We start from the raw sequence: 21,052 nt of genomic DNA on the forward strand, positions 1-21,052 counted from the left end.
TTATTCCGTTAAATTAGTTCATTAATGCTCTTAAAAGCATCCATCATATCTTTTTTTTCTGCTGAATACTTATGAGTTATAAAGCCATTATAGCATGACACCCCATTTCTTAAATATTCATTGTCCTTAATAGCTTGCTTAACCCCTTTTGATGCTATTTCTAAAACATAAGGAAAAGTTTTATCTGTTAAGAGCCTACTAGATGTATTGGCTACACCAGAAGGTATGTGATCACAGTTATAGTGTATAATTCCATTAATTTTATCTACATATTCAAGTTCAGATGACGAAATACAACTTTCAATTAAATCTTTATCACAACCAGTTGTATCACAAACCACTGTTCCTTTTTCTAATAATTCTAACATAGAGTTATCTATTATATAATCTAACATTTCTTTAGTAAGGTCACTTCTTCTTACTGCACAATTCAATATTATATCAAATTTATGTAGTTCGACCATTAATACATCCTTAATATTCATAGGGTTATTCATATCAAATCTAATGACATTAATTTCTGATAAATAATCTATATCAACTGTAGAGAACCTTTTATTAAGCCTTTCATTTATTGTACTTGGCGACTTATCTACAACTGTTATTTTTATATTATTAGATCTAAAATATTTAAAAGCAGACATACCAATGGTACCCAGACCTATTATCAACACTTCTGCTGCCTTATGTTCATTTTCATAAGCGCCAGCTAATTTTCCTTTATACTTACTCAATAACTCAATTGATTTTTGGGCAAATAAATACCCAGTAATTTTACTCATAGGGTAGAGTAAAGGGTAATCTCCGTTTTTGCCAACCCACTCATAAGCTATACCTGTAAAATTATTTTTAATCAGTAAATTAATTTTACTTTTGGGTATATTCTCATCAAAATGTAAATAAGTAAATAATGTTTGCCCTTTCTGATAATTATCATATTCAATTTCTAATGGAGCTTTGACCTTTAACAATAACTCTCCTTCAGATAAGGCTTCATTTTTTGTTACTATTTTAGCTCCAGAATTTTTATAATCTAAATTAGAAAATCCCGAATTTAAACCTGCATTTTTTTCTACAAATACTTTATGTCCTTTTTCTATTAAAATTTTCACTTGACAAGGTAAAAGAGCTACTCTATTTTCATCTTTTTTAATCTCTTTTAAAACACTAATTCTCATATTCAATTGATTTTTTATATGTTAATACTGCCATTATTAATCTTGTTGCAACCACTGTAAGAGCTGCTCCAAAAGCAGCATATATAGGTATAAGTATTAAAGCCATTACAAAGCCTATTAAGGAATACACTATAGTTATATCTCTCATTATTTTATCTTTTTTAAAAATCAATAATTTATTACTCCCATAGGAAATAGCTATAGATAAAAACAATGGGCTAAGAGCTAATATATACAAATACCTTAAACTATTCTGGCCAGTTTCACCAAAGATAAACGGCACTATAACTCCCGAAAAAACAAACACACATATTGTAAATAACATCCCCACACTTATAGTTACTTTGGTAACCTTGCTTAATTTAGTTCTATCTTTATTTAAGTATGGAAAAGTTGCATTTCTAATCACATATAAAAAACTATTCAATACTCCAATTAATTTTAATGCTAATGCGTAAAAACCAACGAACTCTAATGAAGCAAAAAAGCCTAACAAAAAAGTAGAAAAATTATTATACATGTTTGGTAAAAAATCAATAACGAAAACATTCCAACTTTCTCTAAAATATCTTTTAACAACAATTGTTTTTTGAAATTTAAATGAAACCTTAAATTGTTTTTTAATTATAATAAATGATATTATCCCTGAAAAAACACCTCCTAAAGAATTAAAAAATGGCACTAAAAAAACATCGTCTTTATTTTTTAAAAAAATAAAAATAGCAATCGTAAATATACTTTTCGTAATTACATTTAAATATGTAATGTATTTCATCTCTTCCATGCCTTGAAAGAACCAAATTGGAAAAAACGCTTGTCCAACTACTATTCCAAAAGTAAAAAGATAAAGTTTACTATTTAAACTAAATACATCTACAAATAGTACTAAAATTAACAATATGAAAAAACATAAGATTACTAATATTGTCTTAATTGTAATTACATTGCTAAATATTTCTATTATTTTTGGTAAATCCCCCTTATTAAGAGCAACTTCTCTTGTTCCTGTTAAATTAAATCCATAATCTACAATTATATTAAAATACATTATTGTAGCTAATGAAAAGGCTAGAAGCCCATAATTTTCAGCTCCAACAACACTTATAACATATGGTATTGTTATCAATGGTAGACAAAGATTAAAAATTTGTAATATTGCTAAAAAAGAAAAATTTTTCAGCATAGAAGAATTAGGTTTTTCTATGTTTTTTATGTTTATCATTAGAGCTTTAAGTAAACTTATTTATGTACTTCTTTTTTTATTTTAACATAAAAATCTTCAATAAACACATAAAATATTACAACAAAAAAGCTTAAAAACCCTCCTATAACTAGCATTAAACTTTTTCTTAACCCTGATTTTTCATTAGGTATGGTTATAGGCTCTATAACTGTAATATAAAGTGAATTTTCTTTTAAATGTATTTTTTTTGTTTCAATTTGCTTTTGTAATTCAGAACATATGTTAAAAAGTAATTCATAATTGGTTCTTAAATTCATTAACCGAGTTTTTGATCTTGAACTTTTTAGATATTGATTTCTATCTTCAAAAGCAGCCAAACTGTATTGAATACTTTTAAACTCTTCTAACTTTTCTTCATACCTTTTCTCAATAAATTCTAATTCAGTTTTTGTTTTTAGTGATTTTATTTTTGATAAATCCTCTTTTAAAAGATTTACCGCACTCAACAATAATTCTGACGAAGGTAATGCTTCATTTAATGTAGATTCAATAGTTACTAAATTTTCTTCTGAATTATAATTAAAACTCAATGAGTTTTGTAGAGATTTAAAAACATTAATATCTTCATTAGAATACCTTTTTATATCTTCATTTTTTATAATGTTTAACCCTTTACTTTTATTAAAACCTATTGACTTTTTTATTTTACTTAATATAGGTTCAGGGTTATGAATCTTATAATACTCCTTATAAGTCATTTTAATTTCCTCCCCTTTATCGTTAAAGGTAGTTAAATGACTTTTTGACAACTTATCTAAAAAAGTATTACTATTTAAGATATTTACATAAAGTTCAGGAGAAATATCTTTCTGAGAATTTTCACCCAAATTTATTCCTGCCAAAGCTGCAACCCCTCCTAATCTTGCCCCCATTATGGATGATGATGAAGATATATTTGGTAAAAAAACAATTCTTGATTTATAATCTTTTTTATAAAAAAATACTGTATAAATACAAAACACTAAAAAAGTTACAATAAAGACTCTTGAAAGTTTTTTTTTCTTAAGAATGATTTTATTCAAAAAAACATTTAGATCTAATCTATCATCTCTCATATTATTTTTTCAGTTAAGTTTAAAACCAATACCCCTTGAATTAGTATAATAAGTTTCATTGGGTTGGTTATTATCTGTTAAATTATTATTCTATTTTTAATCCCTTATTTGTTTAGCACTAAATTAACTGTACTATGTTTAACTTCAAGATACAATCTAAAAACTAAAAAGGTTTAAGCTACATTTATATTTTCATTTAAATATACATTCTTCATTAATCTTTGTCTTTTGTATAGATACAACTTTATCTTATTCCACTAAAACTATTCTTATTTCAATTTTCTTCTAACATTTCAGCTCAAAACGTACTTTATTTTTACAATCCATAGTTTTCTATTGGTAACTCGAGTAAATCACCCAACTTATAATCCCACTCAATTGGTGAAATATTTCCAAAACCTGACTCTGGATGAAAAGTGATTTCTCCAAAAAATATTTTATTGTTAACCTCATAAAAATCTACCCTAGCCAAAGTAAAGTTTTTAGAAATTTTTTCCGAAAATTCAATCAACTTATCTAAACTATCTGGTTTTTTTACATACCCACCTTTAGGGTAATGAATTTGAAAATCTAATAAATTCCAATTTATATCAAATAAACTTCTTCTATGGTTAGTTTTACGATCAATATCTACTTGTATAAAAGTTACTTTTCCATTAAAACAATGGAATTTTAAATCACTAGGTATTGTTCCTTCACTCGTCTGTAATAACTTTTCTACAATAATACAAGGGTCAATATTTTTATATTGCCATTCTTTCCCTTTGTAATAATAATTATTTTTAAGAGATGATTTTAATGCTTTTTTTATTTCATTCCAGTCCTGATTAGACTTATCCTTAACTATAAAATAAGTTCCACTATCGTGATTAGTTTTAATAATAAAAGGTGTTGATGGTAAGTTCTCCGGAGTTATTTTGTTTACATCTTTAGTAACAAAAAACAAGGGAATCAAATATTCTTCCCCTAATGTTTTTTTTATAAAATTTCTAACTTTATATTTATCAGCACAAATGGTATGTAAATTACTTCTTTCATTTAATTTTAACCATTGAATTTTAGAATTTAATGTTAGTGGTTTCTGCAAATCTAACTTATAACCCAAAGTTTTTTTAAACCTCTCCTTCAAATACACCTCCTCAGGCAGAAGTCTATATTTATAAAAACTATAGAACTTTCTTATTGGTTTAAGTAAAAAACCAATAAGATTATTATACCTGAACACCCTTTTAATCATAAATTAAACATGTTATTTCTCCGTTAATGTTTTCACTAGTACCCCTAAAGTTGCTAATCCTGTTGTAATAGCTATTACCTGCTGAGTAGTTACTTTATTTTTAACTTCTGGTTTTTTAGGGACTAAAATAACTGCTCCTGGTTTTACATCTGGGTACGATTTAAAAAACAAAAACTTTTTTGTTGTTCTAATATCTCCATTTGCATACACTATATATGCTCTACTCTTTTTTGCACTTTCTGAAAAACCTCCAGAGTTTTCAATATAATGTTTAAATGATTTCCCTTTTTCATATCTCACCAATGATGGTGACAACACCTCTCCTTCAACCTTCACCGTTTGTCTTTCAGAAGGGATAAATAACTCGTCTCCTTCTTCTAAAATTATATCATACTTTGATTTTTTCCCTCCTGAGGCTAATATTTTTTGTAACTCTATTCCTATTTTAAAATCTTTTTTCTTCTGTATACGTTCTTCAACATTGCTAGCTAACGAATCTCTTTGTGCAAAATCAGCTATAAAAACTGACTGTTTTTCATCTTCCTCTTCGTTATTTTTTCTAGTTAAAAAAGCTCCTTCTACATAAGCATACTTTGTTAAGCCTCCAGCTTGTTCTATTAAATCAGAAATTCTTTGGTTTTTTTGACCAATTGAATACTCTCCTTCAAAATTAACTTCACCAGTAATAGTTACTCTTTTTTGTTCTGTATACCCTTTTAAGTATCTTACAGAAACAATATCAAACGGTTTTAGCACAAAATTATCTAAATGATCAGTACCTAGATTTTTACTTGCACTTAAATCAAAATTTTCACTAACCGTTTCAAAACTTCCATCTTTCAGTCTTCTAGATACATCAATCATACTTGCATCCGCCCCATCTTTCAATCCTCCCGCCAATACTATTAAATCCTCAACACGCATTCCTTTCATATAGTCAAATTCTCCTTCTTTATTCACTGCTCCATTAATAGTAATAAACTCTTTTTCTTTCAACTCCTCTTTCGTAAAAATGTAAATACTATCACTTTCCTTTAAGAGTATATGTTCTTTATTTTCCATTGCCTTTCTTGGAGAGAAAGATAGCGTTTCCTTATCACTCTTATCATGTGTTCTTACAATAATACCTCTATCTAAAAAGGCTTCTTTGGTTACCCCTTCAGCTTTTAGTAACAAGTTAGAAGCAGTCATTCCTTCTTTATATTCGTAGTTACCAGGCTGAAAAACAGCCCCACCAATACTAACTCTATTCAAAAACTCGTCTACTATTTCATTTACTTTGATATAATCTCCGTCTTTTATTTTAACTAAATCAAAATTATCTTTTGAAACCTCTACAATCTCTTTTTGAACCCCTTTAATTCTCTCTATAACAACTTTTTGTCTATATGCATTTGAGGTGAAACCACTACAATAATTTAATAAGTCTTTTACACTTTCTTCAGTTTTCATCTCAAAAATACCTGGTCTTTTAACGGCCCCTTCAATAGTAATTTTACTTTCATAAGGTTTTACTATTATAACATCTTGATCTTGAACCGTTATGTTTCCTTCTTCTGAACCATTTACTAAAAACTGATAAAAATCAAAATCAGCTTCCTTCACTCCTCTCCTAAAAAGCTGGATCCTTCTGAAAGTACCATTCTTTGTTGGCCCTCCTGCTGCATATAAAGCATTTAATACTGTGGATAAAGCACTAATTGAATATGACCCTGGGACCTTCACTTCTCCTACGATATTCACTTGAACATTTCTTACTTCTTTTATAGAAACAGCTATATTTACTTTATTATAACTACTAGAAGAAGCTCCTATTCCTGCATAGATTCTTTTTAGGTAATTTTTTATTTTAGATTTTGCAGCACTAACTGGTAATCCTATTAATTGAATATAACCAACACCTTCTACATTTATTGCTCCTTGTTTGTTTACTTTTTTCTCATAATTTACCTCTGCAGCACCCCAAAGATCAATTGAAACTACATCTCCCGCTCCTATTATATAATTCTCTGGTGTAGCTATATTTAAATTTGGTGTAAACGAAATATTTGGATTATTAAAAAAGTCATATCCGAAGAGTTCTTCTTTTTTTTCTTCCTTTTTTTCTTCTTCTCCTGTTAACCCAAAAAGAAGTTGAGTACTATCTACTTCTTCTTGTAGTTCTTCTTCATTTTCCTCTTTTTTATTTAATGGTTTACTTTTAAGCGTCTCTATTCTTGCTCTAAGCTTTTGAGCTTGTAATTCGGACATTCCTCTTGTTTTTGCTATTGCTAAAGCCTGATCTAGAGTATATCCTTCTTCTTTTATTTTTTCCCAGTACTTAGCTACTTGTTCATCAGATAAATCATCAACTTCTATTTGACTCATTTGATTCTGAATATTTTGGGCTTGTCCCTCAGCACTAGCTAACACCAAAAAAGTAGCTAGAAATATTTGTAGCAGAATTCTCTTAAATAACATTTTAACTTCCAATGTAAAAAACTTTAAACCAATTAATAAACTCTTTTATTCCTTTACTTAAACTTGTATTAGGACTGTAATTATAATCTTTAATTAATCCATCAACATTTGCCCATGTTTTTTTCACATCCCCCATCTGCATGGGTAACATTTCTTTTGTTGCTTCTTTTCCTAAACTCTTTTCTATCTGGGTGATAAAATCCAGCAATTTTACAGAATCATTATTTCCTATATTATAGACTTTATACAAGTCTCTTTCTTCAATAGACTTTTCAATTACTCTTTTTACTCCTTCTACAATATCATCTATATAAGTGAAATCACGTTCCATATCTCCATTATTAAACACTTTGATTGGACGATCATTTGAAATGGCATCGGCAAATAGTATTGGTGCCATATCGGGTCTTCCCCATGGTCCGTACACTGTAAAAAATCGCAGTCCTGTTGTTGGAATCTTATACAAATGACTATACGTATGTGCCATTAGTTCATTGCTCTTTTTGGTCGCAGCATATAAACTAACTGGTGTATCTACATTATCCTCTTCTGAAAAGGGGACTTCTTTATTTGCTCCGTATACACTTGAGCTACTTGCATATACCAAATGCTTAATTTCATGATGTCTACAGCATTCTAAAATATTCAGAAAACCAACAATATTACTTTGAATGTAAACATCAGGTTTTTCAATACTATAACGAACTCCAGCTTGAGCTGCTAAATTACAAACTACATCAAATTTTGATATAGTAAATAATTTAAATAATTCTTCTTTATCTTCTAAGCTTAGTCGTATAAACTTAAAGTTATCATGAGTACTACTATTTGTTTCTTGATAAAATATCTCAGCATTTTTTCTATCAATACCTAACTCTTTTAATCGAGCATACTTTAAATTGACATCGTAATAATCGTTGATATTATCTATTCCTACAACTGTATGTCCTAGCTCTAAAAGTTTTTGACTTAAATGAAATCCAATAAAGCCTGCTGCTCCTGTAACTAAAATTTTCATTAGTTTTTCCCTATTTGATAATATTCAAATCCTTTTTCTTCCAATCCATAGGTAGTATATTGATTTCTTCCATCAAAAATAACTGGAGCTTTCAGTTGTTTTTCAATCTCAGAGAAATCTGGTGAACGGAACTCTTTCCATTCTGTCAATAAAATCAACGCATCTGCATTATCTAGCACCTCGTACTTTGCATTTTTATAGTCAACATTCTCTACATCTTTTAAATAAAAGTGTTGTGCTTCTTCCATAGCCTTAGGATCATATGCTTGTACTTTAGCACCTCTCTTTACTAGTTCTTTTACCACATAAATTGCAGGCGCTTCACGCATATCATCCGTTCCTGGCTTAAATGCCAACCCCCAGAGACCAAAAGTTTTTCCTGATAAATCTTCTCCAAATTTATTGATGATTTTATCAGCTATCACAAATTTCTGACGATTATTTACTTTCTCAACAGACGTAATCAATTTTGCTTCATATCCATTCTCTTCAGCTATCTTTTTTAAGGCCTTTACATCTTTTGGAAAGCAAGAACCTCCATATCCTGCACCAGGGTAAATAAAACTATAACCAATTCTTGAGTCTGAACCAATTCCTGCTCGAACATTATTTACGTCAGCTCCAACTCGCTCACAGATATTTGCCATTTCATTCATGAAGGATATCTTTGTTGCCAACATTGCATTTGCTGCATATTTTGTCATTTCTGCTGAGCGAACATCCATAGCAATAAAACGTTCATGCGACATAGTAAAAGGTGTATACAGTTGACGCATTTTATCAAAAGCATAATCAGATTCTGCTCCTATTACCACTCTATCAGGTTTCATAAAATCATTGATAGCATCCCCCTCTTTTAAAAACTCAGGATTTGACACTACATCGAATTTAATTGTTGCGTTTCTTTTATCTAGTTCTGCTTGTATTGTTGCTTTTACTTTATCTGCTGTTCCTACTGGCACAGTAGATTTATCAACAACAATCAATCTGTCATTCATCTTCTGACCTATCTCTTTAGCTACAGCTAATACATATTGTAAATCTGCAGATCCGTCTTCCCCCATTGGAGTTCCAACTGCTATAAAAACAATTTCAGATTCGTTGATAGCTTCTTCTAATTTAGTAGTAAAGAATAAATTCTGCTTCTCTACATTCTTCAACACCATTTTTTCTAAACCTGGTTCATAAATAGGAATAATTCCTTGATGAAGTTTATTTATTTTTTCTTGATTAATATCAACACAAACCACCTTGTTCCCCATCTCTGAAAAACAGGTCCCCGATACTAATCCTACATATCCTGTTCCAATAACAGTTACTTTCATTTCTTTCTATTTTTTATACAAATATATATATTACAAAAGATAATGCTTCTCTCCTGTATTTATTAATTTAGAATTACGAATATCATGCACTATTTCTATTGATTGCCTTGCCTCTCGCAGACCAAAACCATTTCCTTTTAATATCTCTTGATAACTTATAGTATGTAATTCAGTAAACCCCCCACTAAATTCAATTTCTTCTTCGTTTACTGTAATAGAACGATAAGTTCGTTGTCCTTTTTCTTGAATTTGTTTTGGCAAGGTAGTTTCATCAATTGACAAAAACCAACGCACACGTGCTTTTTCAAACTCTAAATAGCCTGACGCTTTATGTTTTTCTCTTAGGTGAACTATATTCTCTTGAACACTTCCAAAAATCCAAGAAAGCATATCAAAAAAATGCACCCCAATATTAGTCGCTATTCCTCCTGATTTACTCTCATCACCTTTCCAAGAAATATCATACCAATTTCCTCGTGAAGTGATATAAGTTAAATCCACTTCATATTTCTCCTTCTTATTTTCTTTATCTATTTTGTTTTTAAGAGCGATAATACTTGGGTGTAATCGCAACTGAAGTATTGTATGAATTTGATTTCCTGATTCTTTCTCTATCGCTTCTAAAGCGTCTACATTCCATGGGTTTAAAACCAAAGGTTTTTCGCAAATTGCATCAGCTCCTCTACGGAGTGCCATTCGAATATGGGAATCATGAAGATAATTAGGAGTACATATACTCACATAATCTAGTTGAATATTTTGTTGTCTTTTGAGTTTCTCTATATGACGATCGAAACGCTCAAATTCTACAAAAAAATCGGCCTTAGGAAAGTAACTATCCATAACACCAACGCTATCATTTTTATCCAAAGCTGCAATTAGAACATTATTTGTATCCTTAATCGCTTTTAAATGACGTGGAGCTATATAACCCGCTGCTCCTATAAGTGCAAAATTCTTCATTATAAACTTTTATCTACTACTTTCTTCGATAATACTCCTTTTACATCATACACCACAGACTCTTCCTTTTTTAAGGAAATAATATCTAACTCTTTATATTCATTATGTGCTACTGTTAATACAATAGCATCATACTTTTCAGTTGGTAATTCTTTTGTCGATTGTAATCCGTATTCTTTTTCAACCTCATCAACATTTGCCCATGGATCATATATTATCACATTTGCTCCATATTCTTTTAATGAACGAACGACATCCACCACTTTGGTATTGCGAACATCTGGGCAATTCTCTTTAAATGTAATCCCCAACACTAAAACATCCGCTTTTTTAATTTTGACATCACGGCTTATCATTAACTTGATTACTTGGGAAGCCACATACTCTCCCATTCCATCATTCATTCTTCTACCGGCAAGGATAATCCCAGGGTGGTAGCCTAATTCTTCCGCCCTCTGCACCAAATAATATGGATCTACTCCTATACAATGTCCTCCTACTAAACCTGGTTTGAAAGGTAGAAAGTTCCATTTGGTTCCTGCCGCCTCTAATACTTCTTGAGTATTGATATTCATAAACCCAAAAATCTTCGCTAATTCATTCACAAAAGCTATATTAATATCTCGTTGCGAATTTTCAATTACTTTTGAAGCTTCTGCTACTTTTATACTAGAAACCAAATGAGTTCCTGCTGTAACAACTGAACTATATAATTCATCAACAAACTTGGCTACCTCAGGAGTTGAACCAGAAGTTACTTTTAAAATATTTTCAATGGTGTTTTTTTTATCTCCGGGGTTAATCCTTTCAGGAGAATACCCTGCAAAAAAGTCTTTATTAAATTCTAACCCAGATGTTTTCGTCAATACTGGAACACAAACTTCTTCTGTTACCCCAGGATATACTGTTGATTCATAAATAACAACATCATTCTTCTTCAAAGCTCTCCCTACAGTTTCACTTGCATGTATTAAAGGTGTCAGTACTGCTCTATTATTTTTATCTACAGGTGTTGGGACTGTTACTATGAAAACAGTACAATCTTTAATATCATCAACTTCAGATGTGCAAAACAGCCCATTTTTTTTAGTCTCTTTGCTTCGTATGACAGACAACAATACTTCGGAATCTACCTCCTTAGTAACATCTATGCTTTTATTTAGCTCTTGTACTCTTTTTTTGTTTATATCAAATCCAACTACAGAATATTTTGTAGCAAACAACCTCGCTAATGGCAACCCTACATACCCTAACCCTATTATTGCTATTTTCTTATCCAATACGTAGTCCTTTAAAGATTTTTCAAGTTCACAAAACTACAAAAAATAGTACGAACAAAAGCTTATAAAACAAAAAAGTCTCATCCAAAAAGATGAGACTTAACAGTGGGCGCGAAGGGATTCGAACCCCTGACCCCTTGGGTGTAAACCAAGTGCTCTGAACCAACTGAGCTACGCGCCCGTTTGCAATTAAATCTTTGTAAGAGTTGTGGGCGCGAAGGGATTCGAACCCCTGACCCCTTGGGTGTAAACCAAGTGCTCTGAACCAACTGAGCTACGCGCCCTTACTTGTTAATTGCGGGTGCAAATATATAACAGTTTTATAAATTAACAATATTTTTTTTTATTTTTTTCTATAAAATTTCTGCAACCACAAATGTACTTCCACCTACATAAATCACATCTTCTTTTGAAGCATTTACCTTTGATTTTTCAAAAGCTTGATTTACAGAACCAAACATCTCTCCTTTTAAACTAAACACACTTGCTTCCTCTAGTAATTCGCTTGCAGATAATCCGCGAGGAATATTTGGTTTACAGAAATAATATTTTGCTTTTTGAGGAAACATTGGTAAAATTTCACTCAAATTCTTATCTGAAACAACTCCTAAAACAATATGCAACTGCTTATATTTTTCCTTTTTTAACTGTTGTAATGTATAAAGCAATCCTTCTTTATTATGTGCGGTATCAAAAATTATTTTCGGATGTTCTTGTAACACCTGCCAACGCCCTTTCAAATTAGTGTTTTTTACCACCTTCGATAATCCGTTTTTTATATTTTCTTCAGAGATAGCAAACCCTTTTAGTTGCTGAATGGCTTTTACTGTTGTTTTTACATTATTTTTTTGATAATCACCCAATAAATCAGTTCTATAATATTGCTCTTCATCCGAAGCAAAAATAATTGAAGAGCTACATTTTTCTGCTTTAGCAATAAAAACGTTTTCTATTTCTTTTTGACGTTCACCAATAACCACAGGAACACCTTTTTTAATAATCCCTGCTTTTTCAAAAGCTATTTCTGGTAAAGTCTCTCCTAAAAACTGTGTATGATCTAATCCTATGTTGGTTATTACCGAAACTTCTGGTATAATAATATTTGTCGAATCTAATCTTCCTCCCAAACCGACTTCAATAACGGCAACATCTACTTTTTGATTTGCAAATTCTTCAAACGCCATACCAACAGTCATTTCAAAAAAAGACAATCCTTGTTTTTCTAAAAACAACTTATTCTTTTCTATAAATGTAACTACCGACTCTTTTGGTATTTCTTCTCCATTGATTCGGATACGCTCTGTAAAGTTTTTTAAATGTGGTGAAGTATACAAACCCACTTTACACCCCGCTTCTTGCAATATAGAAGCTATCATATGACTCGTAGAACCTTTTCCGTTAGTTCCGCCCACATGAATGGTTTTAAACTTTTTTTGCGGATCACCAAGTTCATCACAAAGTGCTGTGATATTAGTTAGATCTTTTTTAAATGCTGCTTGTCCCTGACGCTGATACATTGGCAACTGAGCAAACATCCAGTCTAATACTTCTTGATAGGTCATTTTTATATCTTAGTCTAAAAAATAGGTATATTTACTTTGAAAGAGAAAACTTATAGATAATTGTTCCTCGTTGTTTTGATGGTGCATTTCCATCTGCATTCCATTTTGTTTTCAATGCTGCTTTTTTTGCTGCATCGTATAGACATGAAGCTGAATTTGTAGTTCCTCGAGCTCCTGGAGTTGCTTTAGTTACCTGTCCTTTTTGATTTACTTCAATACTTACCACAACTGTACCTTCTTCTTGACAATCTGGTTTTTGAATAGGTTTTGATAAAGCTTTTCTTCCTGCAAGGTTATAATTACCTCCTGAACCACTTCCTGAATTCCCGTAATATTTATCTGAATTTGGGTCTCCATTTTCATTTCCTTTAACTCCCGATTGTTTATCATCTCCTTCGCCAGAGTTTGCTCCATCTTTTGATGTTCCATTTAACAAACTATTTAAAGCATCAGTCGTTTCTTTTGATGGTTTTGGCTTTGGCTTCTCTTTAGGCTTTACTTCTTTTGGAGTTTCTTTTACAGCTTCTTTCTTTTCTACTTCTTTTTCAACCACTGGAACCTCTTCCGCTGTATCATCTGTAATAATTTCTTCTTTGATGGTTTCCTCTGGAGTTTCTCCTACCAACTCTTCAACAATTTCTTCTTGCTTTGGAGTAGCTTTCGATTTTGTTTTTTCAACAGGCTCACCACTTCCTACTTCAGAAGTACCAAAATTAATCGCTAAACCATATTCAATAGGCGGATCGAGATATTTCATTCCGTAATTGAATATCCCGATTATTAATAATATCAGAATAATTGCTGTTATCACAGCTGATTTACGTTTATGTTGTGTATCTAAAACTGTCATTTATTTACCTTTAACAGCCAAAATCATTTTTAACTTGTTTCTATTAGCAATATCAATTACCTGCATTACATTTTTATACTGCACATTTTGATCACCACGAATAACTACTGTTTTCTTTTTATCAACACCTACTTTAGTTAACAACTCCCTTTCTAAATTTACGTTGCTTACTTTTGTTTTATCTATATAAAATGACGCATCATTTGTTATGGTTACTGCTACTGATGTATTGTTTTCTGTTTTACCTCCAGCTTTTGGCAACAAAACATCAATTGCACTCACTGTTACAAGTGTAGATGTTAACATAAAAAATATCAATAACAAAAAAACAATATCAGTCATTGATGACATATTGAAATTTGGATTGACTTTATTTCTTCCACGTAAATTCATTATACTGGCTCGTTTAATAAGTCTAAAAACTCAACAGACTTTGCTTCCATTTGATAAACTACTTTATCTGTACGAACTACTAAATGGTTGTAAGCGATATATGCTATAATTCCAACTATTAATCCTGCTACAGTAGTTGTCATAGCTGTATACAAACCGTCTGATAACATCTTAATATCAATTTGTCCTCCTGAATTTGCTATTTCATGAATCGCAACAATCATTCCAATTACAGTTCCTAAAAAACCTATCATTGGAGCGGCACCTGCAATTGTTGCTAAAACTGAAACATTTCTTTCTAACTTATACACTTCAAGTTTTCCTGCATTTTCTATTGCCGTATTAATGTCTTCTAAAGGTTTTCCTATTCTAGAAATTCCTTTTCCAATTAACCTTGCCGTTGGTGTAACTGTATTATCACAAAGCGATTGAGCACTATCTATTCTTCCGTTAGTTACATGATCTCTAATTTGGTCCATAAAATTAACATCAACTTTTGATGCTTCTTTAATAGCAAAAAAACGTTCAAAATAAATATAAAGAGCTACGGCTAATAAAACGAATAACAAAGCAATAATGATTTGACCGCCTACACCTCCATCCATAATTAAATTATAGATTGATAAAGTTTTTTCTTGAGGCACTTCCTCTACCAACTCCTGAGTTTCTTGAAATAATAGCATGAATACTAAATTAGGATTTATATTATGTTTTCGCTATTTAACTAACGATTTCTTTTATTTAAAATTGTTTGATATAAAAAGTCTTCCTTACTTTTAACAATGAAGGAAGACTTTTACTTTTATTATACTTGATTAACCAAAAAAAGCACTTTTGTAATCATAAAAACTAATAGGTTTATACTAGTTCTTTTAATGCAATTTCAAAAGCTGTTTCACTTATTTGAGTTTTTGCAGCACTTTTTGCATGTGTTCTTTGTAAAGCTTTTTTAATAGTATTTGAAGTATCTTCAAAAATAGCTTGATCTGTCATTTCTACTCTACGCTCCATAAAGTAAGCAAATACCCTTGCCATACCACAGTTCGAAATAAAGTCTGGAATTAAACTTACTTTCTTATCCGTGTCCTCCATAATAGAACCAAAGAAAATTTCTTTATCTGCAAACGGAACATTTGCTCCACATGAAATAACTTCTAATCCTGAGTTTATCATGCTATTAATTTGATCTTGAGTAACTAGCCTTGAAGCTGCACATGGTGCAAAAATTTCACATGGCAAGTCCCAAATACGTTCGTTAATTTCTTCAAAAGGAATCATGTTTTCAGAAACTAAAGTATTACCGTCTTTGTTTAAGAACATTTCTTGAATTTCTTCAAAAGAGAATCCTTCTTCTTTAATGACTCCCCCAACACGATCAATTATACCCACAACTTTAGCCCCCATTTGCGCTAAATAATAAGCTGCTGCTGAACCTACATTACCAAAACCTTGTACTACTGCTCGCTTTCCTTCTACTGTTCCTCCATAAATATCATAGTAATGACGAACTGCTTCAGCAACACCATACCCTGTAATCATATCAGCTACTGTATATTTTCTGGAAATATCTGGCGATAGGTTTTCATCTTCTAACACCTTGATAACTCCATGACGTAACTGACCAATACGATTAATCTTATCTGCTTCAGTAGGTTTAAAATGTCCGTTAAAAACCCCTTCTTGTGGATGCCAAACACCACTATCTTCTGTAATTGGAATTACTTCATGTATTTCATCAACATTTAAATCTCCTCCTGTTCCATAATAATTTTTCAATAATGGAGCAACAGCTTTATACCAACGCTCTAAAACTCCTTTTTTACGAGGGTCTTGCGGATCAAAATTAATTCCTGATTTTGCTCCTCCAATTGCAGGTCCAGATACTGTAAACTTCACTTCCATCGTTTTAGCAAGTGACATTACTTCATATTTATCTAATCCTTTACGCATACGTGTACCACCTCCGGCAGCACCTCCTCTTAATGAGTTTATTACAGTCCAACCTTCAGCTTCTGTTTCAGAGTCTTTCCAATTAAATACTATTTCTGGTTGCTTTTCTTCGTATTGCTTTAATAATTCTTTCATTGTTTAATGTTATAATAGATGATTTTCAACTTTACCTGTTTCTTTTTCATATTCAAAAAAATTCGTTGTAATTATTCCCCTAAGGGAAGCTAAAGTTGATTCATTATAATATAGGTTTTAGTGTGTAGTTGTTACCGAACAAATTTATTATAAAAAACAACATTACTCAAATACTTTAAATTATTTCTGTGGATAAAAAAAATTACCAGAAGAATGGTCTTTTTTTGCTCCAGTTACTGACTGTAAACAATTTACTTTTTCTTGCTTTTTCAACAGCCCTAAAAATGCAAAAACTAATGCTTCTTTGTAGTTGATTAACCCATCATTAACCATTGGTACTGTTTTTTTAATATAAAACTCTATTCTATTCATAAGAAAACTATTGAAAGCTCCTCCTCCAGTTACTAAAACCATTGCTTCATTTTTATCTCCTATTACTTTACCTATTTGCATTGCTGAGTGCTCTACAAAAGTTCTTAAAATAGTAGGAATTTCTGTTTCTTCTTTATCTATTAAAGGAAAAATAGTTGATTGTACCCATTCTAAACCTAAAGATTTTGGTGGTAATTGAGTATAAAAAGGAAGACTATTTAGGTTTTCTAATAATTTTGTATTTATTTCTCCTTTTGAAGCTATAACTCCTTTATCATCAAAATCAAGTCCCAATTTTCTAGTATAATGATTCAATACAATATTTACAGGGCAAATATCAAAAGCTATTCTTTCATTATTTTTCTCATAAGAAATATTTGCAAACCCACCTAGGTTTAGACAATAGTCATAATCTACAAATAATAATTTATCTCCTATAGGCACCAAAGGGGCTCCTTGTCCTCCTAGCTCTAAATCTTGAATTCTGAAGTCACAAATAACTTCTTTTTTAGTAATATTTGCTATTTCTTGGCCATTACCTATTTGTAAAGTTATTCCTGCTTCTGGTTGATGTAAAATAGTATGTCCATGAGAAGCTATAAAATCTAATTTTAAAATGCGATGTTCAGTAATAAAATTACTTAATACCTTTCCTAGAAATTTACCATATTCAATATCTAAAGCCTGTAAATCTTTCTCATCATAATTAATTGCCTCTTGCAGTTTACTTTTCCATTCATTAGAATATGGTATTGTATCAGCTTTTAAAATTTTAAAATCCTTGTATAATTTTTTGTGTATTTTAATGTATGCTAAATCTATTCCATCTAAAGAAGTTCCAGACATTAATCCAATACAATAAATATAGTTGTCTTGCATAAAGTAAAAATAGTAAGTCTATTGAAAAATTGCTATTAAAAAAGTATCTTTGAGCACATTTTTTACGAATTTAACAAAATATAAAAATAGATAATGGATTTTAACCTTACAGAAGAGCATTTAATGATTCGTGATGCTGCACGTGATTTTGCTAAAACCGAATTATTACCTGGAGTTATAGAAAGAGATGAAAAACAAGAGTTTCCTAATGAACTTGTTCGCAAAATGGGTGAATTAGGGTTTATGGGAGTAATGGTAGATCCTAAATACGGAGGAAGTGGAATGGATGCTGTTTCTTACGTATTAATTATGGAAGAATTATCTAAAATTGATGCTTCTGCTTCAGTAATGGTTTCTGTAAACAATTCATTGGTATGTTATGGCTTAGAAGCTTATGGTACTGAAGAACAAAAGCAAAAATATTTAACAAAATTAGCTACTGGTGAACAAATAGGAGCTTTTTGTTTAAGTGAACCTGAAGCTGGTTCTGATGCTACCTCACAGGCTACTACTGCTGAAGATAAAGGTGATTACTACTTATTAAATGGTACTAAAAACTGGATTACTAATGGTGGGCGTGCAGATACTTATTTAGTAATTGCACAAACTGACAGAAGTAAGGGACATAGAGGAATTAATGCTTTTATTGTTGAAAAAGGTATGGAAGGTTTCCACATTGGACCTAAAGAAGATAAATTAGGAATCCGTGGTTCTGACACACATACATTACAATTTAACGACGTAAAAGTTCCTAAAGAAAACCGCATTGGTGAAGATGGATTCGGATTTAAGTTTGCAATGAAAACTTTATCTGGTGGACGTATTGGTATTGCTGCTCAAGCTTTAGGTATTGCTTCTGGAGCATACGAATTAGCTTTAAAATACTCTAAAGAACGTAAAGCTTTTGGTACTGAAATTTGTAACCACCAAGCAATTGCTTTCAAATTAGCTGACATGTATACAGAGATTGCTGCTGCACGTCATTTAGTTATGGCTGCTGCTTGCAAGAAAGATGCTGGTGAAAACTACGATCGTGAAGGTGCTATGGCTAAGTTATATGCTTCTAAAGTAGCAATGGAGCAAACTGTTGAAGCAGTTCAAATTCATGGAGGTAACGGTTTCGTTAAAGAATACCACGTTGAACGTTTAATGCGTGATGCAAAAATTACTCAGATTTACGAAGGAACTTCTGAAATTCAAAAAATTGTAATTTCAAGAAGTGTATTAAGAGATTAATTATTTCTCTTTCATATCTATATATAAGTAAAAGCTCATTTTAAAAATGAGCTTTTACTTTTTTAAATTCTTTATAGTAACTTTGCCCAATAAATAATCACTTATGTCAAATAAAAAATCCTACGGATTTATATCTGTAATTGTTCCTGTTTATAATGAAGAAGACAATGTAGTTCCGTTAACTCAACAAATTGATGATAGTTTAGAAGGATTTGATTACGAAATCATTTATGTTGATGATTTTTCAACCGATAACACAAAGAAAAATGTTGTTAACATGAATAACCCTAGAGTTATTTTGGTTGAGCTACGTAAAAATTATGGTCAGAGTTTAGCATTAGCTGCTGGGTTTGATCAGGCAAAAGGTGATTATATAGTTACGCTTGATGGAGACATGCAGAATGACCCGTCAGATATCCCACACATGATTGAAAAAGCAGAAACAGAAGATTGGGATGTTGTTACTGGAATTAGAGCTAAAAGAAAAGACTCTTTTATTCGTACTATTCCTTCCAAAATTGCCAATTTTTTAATTAGAAGAGCTACTCGTTTAGATTTAAAAGATCAAGGGTGTGCTATAAAAGTATTTAAAAAAGATATAGCTAAAGATTTAAATTTATATGGTGAAATGCACCGATTTATTAATCTTTTGGCGCATTTAAATGGTGCTAGAATTACGCAAATACCAGTAAAACACCACCCTAGAATACATGGGCAATCAAAATATGGTTTAGGTAGAACTGTAAAGGTTATTAATGATATTATTTTAATAATCTTCCAAAGAAAGTATATGCAGCGTCCAGTTCATCTTTTTGGTAACTTCGGGTTATTTTTTATGTTCTTCGGATTAGCTATCAATTTTTATCTACTAATTTTAAAATTATTAGGACAAGATATTTGGGGCAGACCTTTATTAATTGTAGGTGTAATGTTAGTTATTATTAGTTTACAATTCTTTACTGTGGGGATTATTACAGATTTATTAATGAGAACTTATTACGAATCACAAAAAAAACGTCCTTATACTATTAGAAAAATTCATGTAAGTGAATAATAAAATTGTTAAAACTCTCGCTAAAATAGGAGTAAGTATCTTACTCTTATACTTGGTATTTACTAAAATTGACTTTAACCAAGTTATTGAACTGTATGAAACTTCCAATCCTTTTTACTTAGTATTGGCTATTGTTTTATTTGTTATTTCGCAATTTGTTTCATCCTTACGATTAAATTATATTTTTCATCAAAATCAGTTTCCACTAAGTCAAATTAGTAATTTAAAATTGTATTTCGTTGGAATGTTTTACAACTTCTTTATTCCAGGGGGTGTGGGTGGAGACGCCTATAAAGTATATATATTAAATAAACAGTTTGGATGGAAGCCAAAGCAGCTAACTAAATGTGTATTTATAGATAGACTTATTGGCTTATTGGCTATTTTTTTTCTATTAATTTTAATGGGAGGTTATTTATTTTTTTCAAATTCAATACTACTTTTGATAAGTATAGTTCTTGCTTTTATTACTTTTTTTATAGCAAAATTTGTATTAACGAGAATTTTTAAAAACAGTGACATTTATTATACTTATAGTTTTGGCTATTCAATAGTTATTCAATTATTACAAGTTGGTGTTATTGTTTGTATTATTAAAGCCTTTCAGTTAAAAGTAACTGCAATTATTAGTTACTGTTTTGTTTTTCTAATATCTTCAGTACTTTCTGTGGTATCTTTTGCTGGATTTGGAGCTAGAGAATATATCTTTTTAAAAGCATCCAGTTTTTTAAACACACAAGACACAATTGCTACAAGTATTGGACTTTCATTTAATATTATTACTGCTTTAATTTCATTAATTGGATTAGTTTTTATTATAAACAAAGTACAGCTAACAACTGTTTCATACAATAAATAATTT

18 protein-coding genes and 2 tRNA genes are annotated in these 21,052 nt (G+C 30.7%); 3 read left to right on the plus strand and 17 right to left on the minus strand.

Annotated features, from left to right (window positions below):
- Positions 1-8: 8 nt before the first annotated feature.
- The 17 genes from ACTPNM_RS14500 to ACTPNM_RS14580 all read right to left on the minus strand — a co-directional run bounded on the left by ACTPNM_RS14500 (position 9) and on the right by ACTPNM_RS14580 (position 17,900).
- Complete coding sequence (locus tag ACTPNM_RS14500) at positions 9-1,178, minus strand: alanine dehydrogenase (protein ID WP_440122505.1); 1,170 nt, start codon at positions 1,176-1,178, stop codon at positions 9-11.
- Positions 1,168-2,400, minus strand: coding sequence for a flippase (locus ACTPNM_RS14505; RefSeq protein WP_440122507.1), 1,233 nt, complete (start codon positions 2,398-2,400; stop codon positions 1,168-1,170). Before ACTPNM_RS14505 ends, ACTPNM_RS14500 begins: the two co-directional genes overlap by 11 nt.
- Before the next feature lie 17 nt (positions 2,401-2,417).
- Complete coding sequence (locus tag ACTPNM_RS14510; protein ID WP_440122508.1) at positions 2,418-3,476, minus strand: hypothetical protein; 1,059 nt, start codon at positions 3,474-3,476, stop codon at positions 2,418-2,420.
- 316 nt (positions 3,477-3,792) lie between these two features.
- Positions 3,793-4,581 (minus strand): ATP-grasp fold amidoligase family protein, encoded by a 789-nt coding sequence (locus ACTPNM_RS14515; RefSeq protein ID WP_440122509.1) that lies wholly within the window; start codon positions 4,579-4,581, stop codon positions 3,793-3,795.
- Positions 4,582-4,725: 144 nt separating this feature from the next.
- On the minus strand, positions 4,726-7,173 hold the full coding sequence (locus ACTPNM_RS14520; RefSeq protein WP_440122511.1) for an SLBB domain-containing protein: 2,448 nt from the start codon (positions 7,171-7,173) through the stop codon (positions 4,726-4,728).
- A gap of 1 nt (position 7,174) precedes the next feature.
- Entirely contained in the window at positions 7,175-8,191 is a 1,017-nt protein-coding gene (locus ACTPNM_RS14525; protein ID WP_440122512.1) for an NAD-dependent epimerase, read from the minus strand.
- Positions 8,191-9,516, minus strand: a complete 1,326-nt coding sequence (locus ACTPNM_RS14530; RefSeq protein WP_440122513.1) for a UDP-glucose dehydrogenase family protein — start codon at positions 9,514-9,516, stop codon at positions 8,191-8,193. Before ACTPNM_RS14530 ends, ACTPNM_RS14525 begins: the two co-directional genes overlap by 1 nt.
- Before the next feature lie 30 nt (positions 9,517-9,546).
- Complete coding sequence (locus ACTPNM_RS14535) at positions 9,547-10,479, minus strand: Gfo/Idh/MocA family oxidoreductase (protein WP_440122514.1); 933 nt, start codon at positions 10,477-10,479, stop codon at positions 9,547-9,549.
- Positions 10,479-11,759 carry a nucleotide sugar dehydrogenase gene (locus ACTPNM_RS14540; RefSeq protein WP_440122515.1) on the minus strand — a complete coding sequence of 427 codons (1,281 nt, stop codon included), beginning with the start codon at positions 11,757-11,759 and terminating at the stop codon, positions 10,479-10,481. Before ACTPNM_RS14540 ends, ACTPNM_RS14535 begins: the two co-directional genes overlap by 1 nt.
- Before the next feature lie 106 nt (positions 11,760-11,865).
- Positions 11,866-11,940: transfer RNA gene (locus ACTPNM_RS14545), tRNA-Val, on the minus strand.
- Between the two features lie 28 nt (positions 11,941-11,968).
- A tRNA-Val gene (locus ACTPNM_RS14550) sits at positions 11,969-12,043 on the minus strand.
- Positions 12,044-12,112: 69 nt separating this feature from the next.
- A complete protein-coding gene (locus ACTPNM_RS14555) occupies positions 12,113-13,321 on the minus strand; it encodes a bifunctional folylpolyglutamate synthase/dihydrofolate synthase (protein ID WP_440122517.1) in 1,209 nt (402 codons plus the stop codon).
- A gap of 31 nt (positions 13,322-13,352) precedes the next feature.
- Positions 13,353-14,171 carry an energy transducer TonB gene (locus tag ACTPNM_RS14560; RefSeq protein WP_440122518.1) on the minus strand — a complete coding sequence of 273 codons (819 nt, stop codon included), beginning with the start codon at positions 14,169-14,171 and terminating at the stop codon, positions 13,353-13,355.
- Positions 14,172-14,564, minus strand: a complete 393-nt coding sequence (locus tag ACTPNM_RS14565; protein WP_159616334.1) for an ExbD/TolR family protein — start codon at positions 14,562-14,564, stop codon at positions 14,172-14,174. It abuts the gene before it with no gap.
- The gene (locus tag ACTPNM_RS14570) at positions 14,564-15,247 is read right to left on the minus strand and encodes a MotA/TolQ/ExbB proton channel family protein (RefSeq protein ID WP_099213912.1); all 684 of its coding nucleotides are present in this window, start codon (positions 15,245-15,247) and stop codon (positions 14,564-14,566) included. Before ACTPNM_RS14570 ends, ACTPNM_RS14565 begins: the two co-directional genes overlap by 1 nt.
- 175 nt (positions 15,248-15,422) lie before the next feature.
- Entirely contained in the window at positions 15,423-16,649 is a 1,227-nt protein-coding gene (locus ACTPNM_RS14575) for a Glu/Leu/Phe/Val dehydrogenase dimerization domain-containing protein (RefSeq protein WP_440122520.1), read from the minus strand.
- Positions 16,650-16,829: 180 nt separating this feature from the next.
- A complete protein-coding gene (locus tag ACTPNM_RS14580) occupies positions 16,830-17,900 on the minus strand; it encodes an anhydro-N-acetylmuramic acid kinase (protein ID WP_440122522.1) in 1,071 nt (356 codons plus the stop codon).
- Positions 17,901-17,993: 93 nt separating this feature from the next.
- On the opposite strand from ACTPNM_RS14580, the gene ACTPNM_RS14585 reads away from it, so the two are divergent.
- The 3 genes from ACTPNM_RS14585 to ACTPNM_RS14595 all read left to right on the plus strand — a co-directional run bounded on the left by ACTPNM_RS14585 (position 17,994) and on the right by ACTPNM_RS14595 (position 21,049).
- On the plus strand, positions 17,994-19,136 hold the full coding sequence (locus ACTPNM_RS14585; protein ID WP_440122524.1) for an acyl-CoA dehydrogenase: 1,143 nt from the start codon (positions 17,994-17,996) through the stop codon (positions 19,134-19,136).
- Positions 19,137-19,239: 103 nt separating this feature from the next.
- Positions 19,240-20,190, plus strand: coding sequence for a glycosyltransferase family 2 protein (locus ACTPNM_RS14590; protein WP_099213908.1), 951 nt, complete (start codon positions 19,240-19,242; stop codon positions 20,188-20,190).
- Positions 20,183-21,049 (plus strand): lysylphosphatidylglycerol synthase transmembrane domain-containing protein, encoded by an 867-nt coding sequence (locus tag ACTPNM_RS14595; protein WP_440122525.1) that lies wholly within the window; start codon positions 20,183-20,185, stop codon positions 21,047-21,049. Before ACTPNM_RS14590 ends, ACTPNM_RS14595 begins: the two co-directional genes overlap by 8 nt.
- Positions 21,050-21,052: the final 3 nt, after the last annotated feature.

It is taken from the genome of Tenacibaculum sp. Ill, assembly GCF_051938915.1.
In the GTDB taxonomy this organism is placed as follows: domain Bacteria; phylum Bacteroidota; class Bacteroidia; order Flavobacteriales; family Flavobacteriaceae; genus Polaribacter; species Polaribacter larymnensis.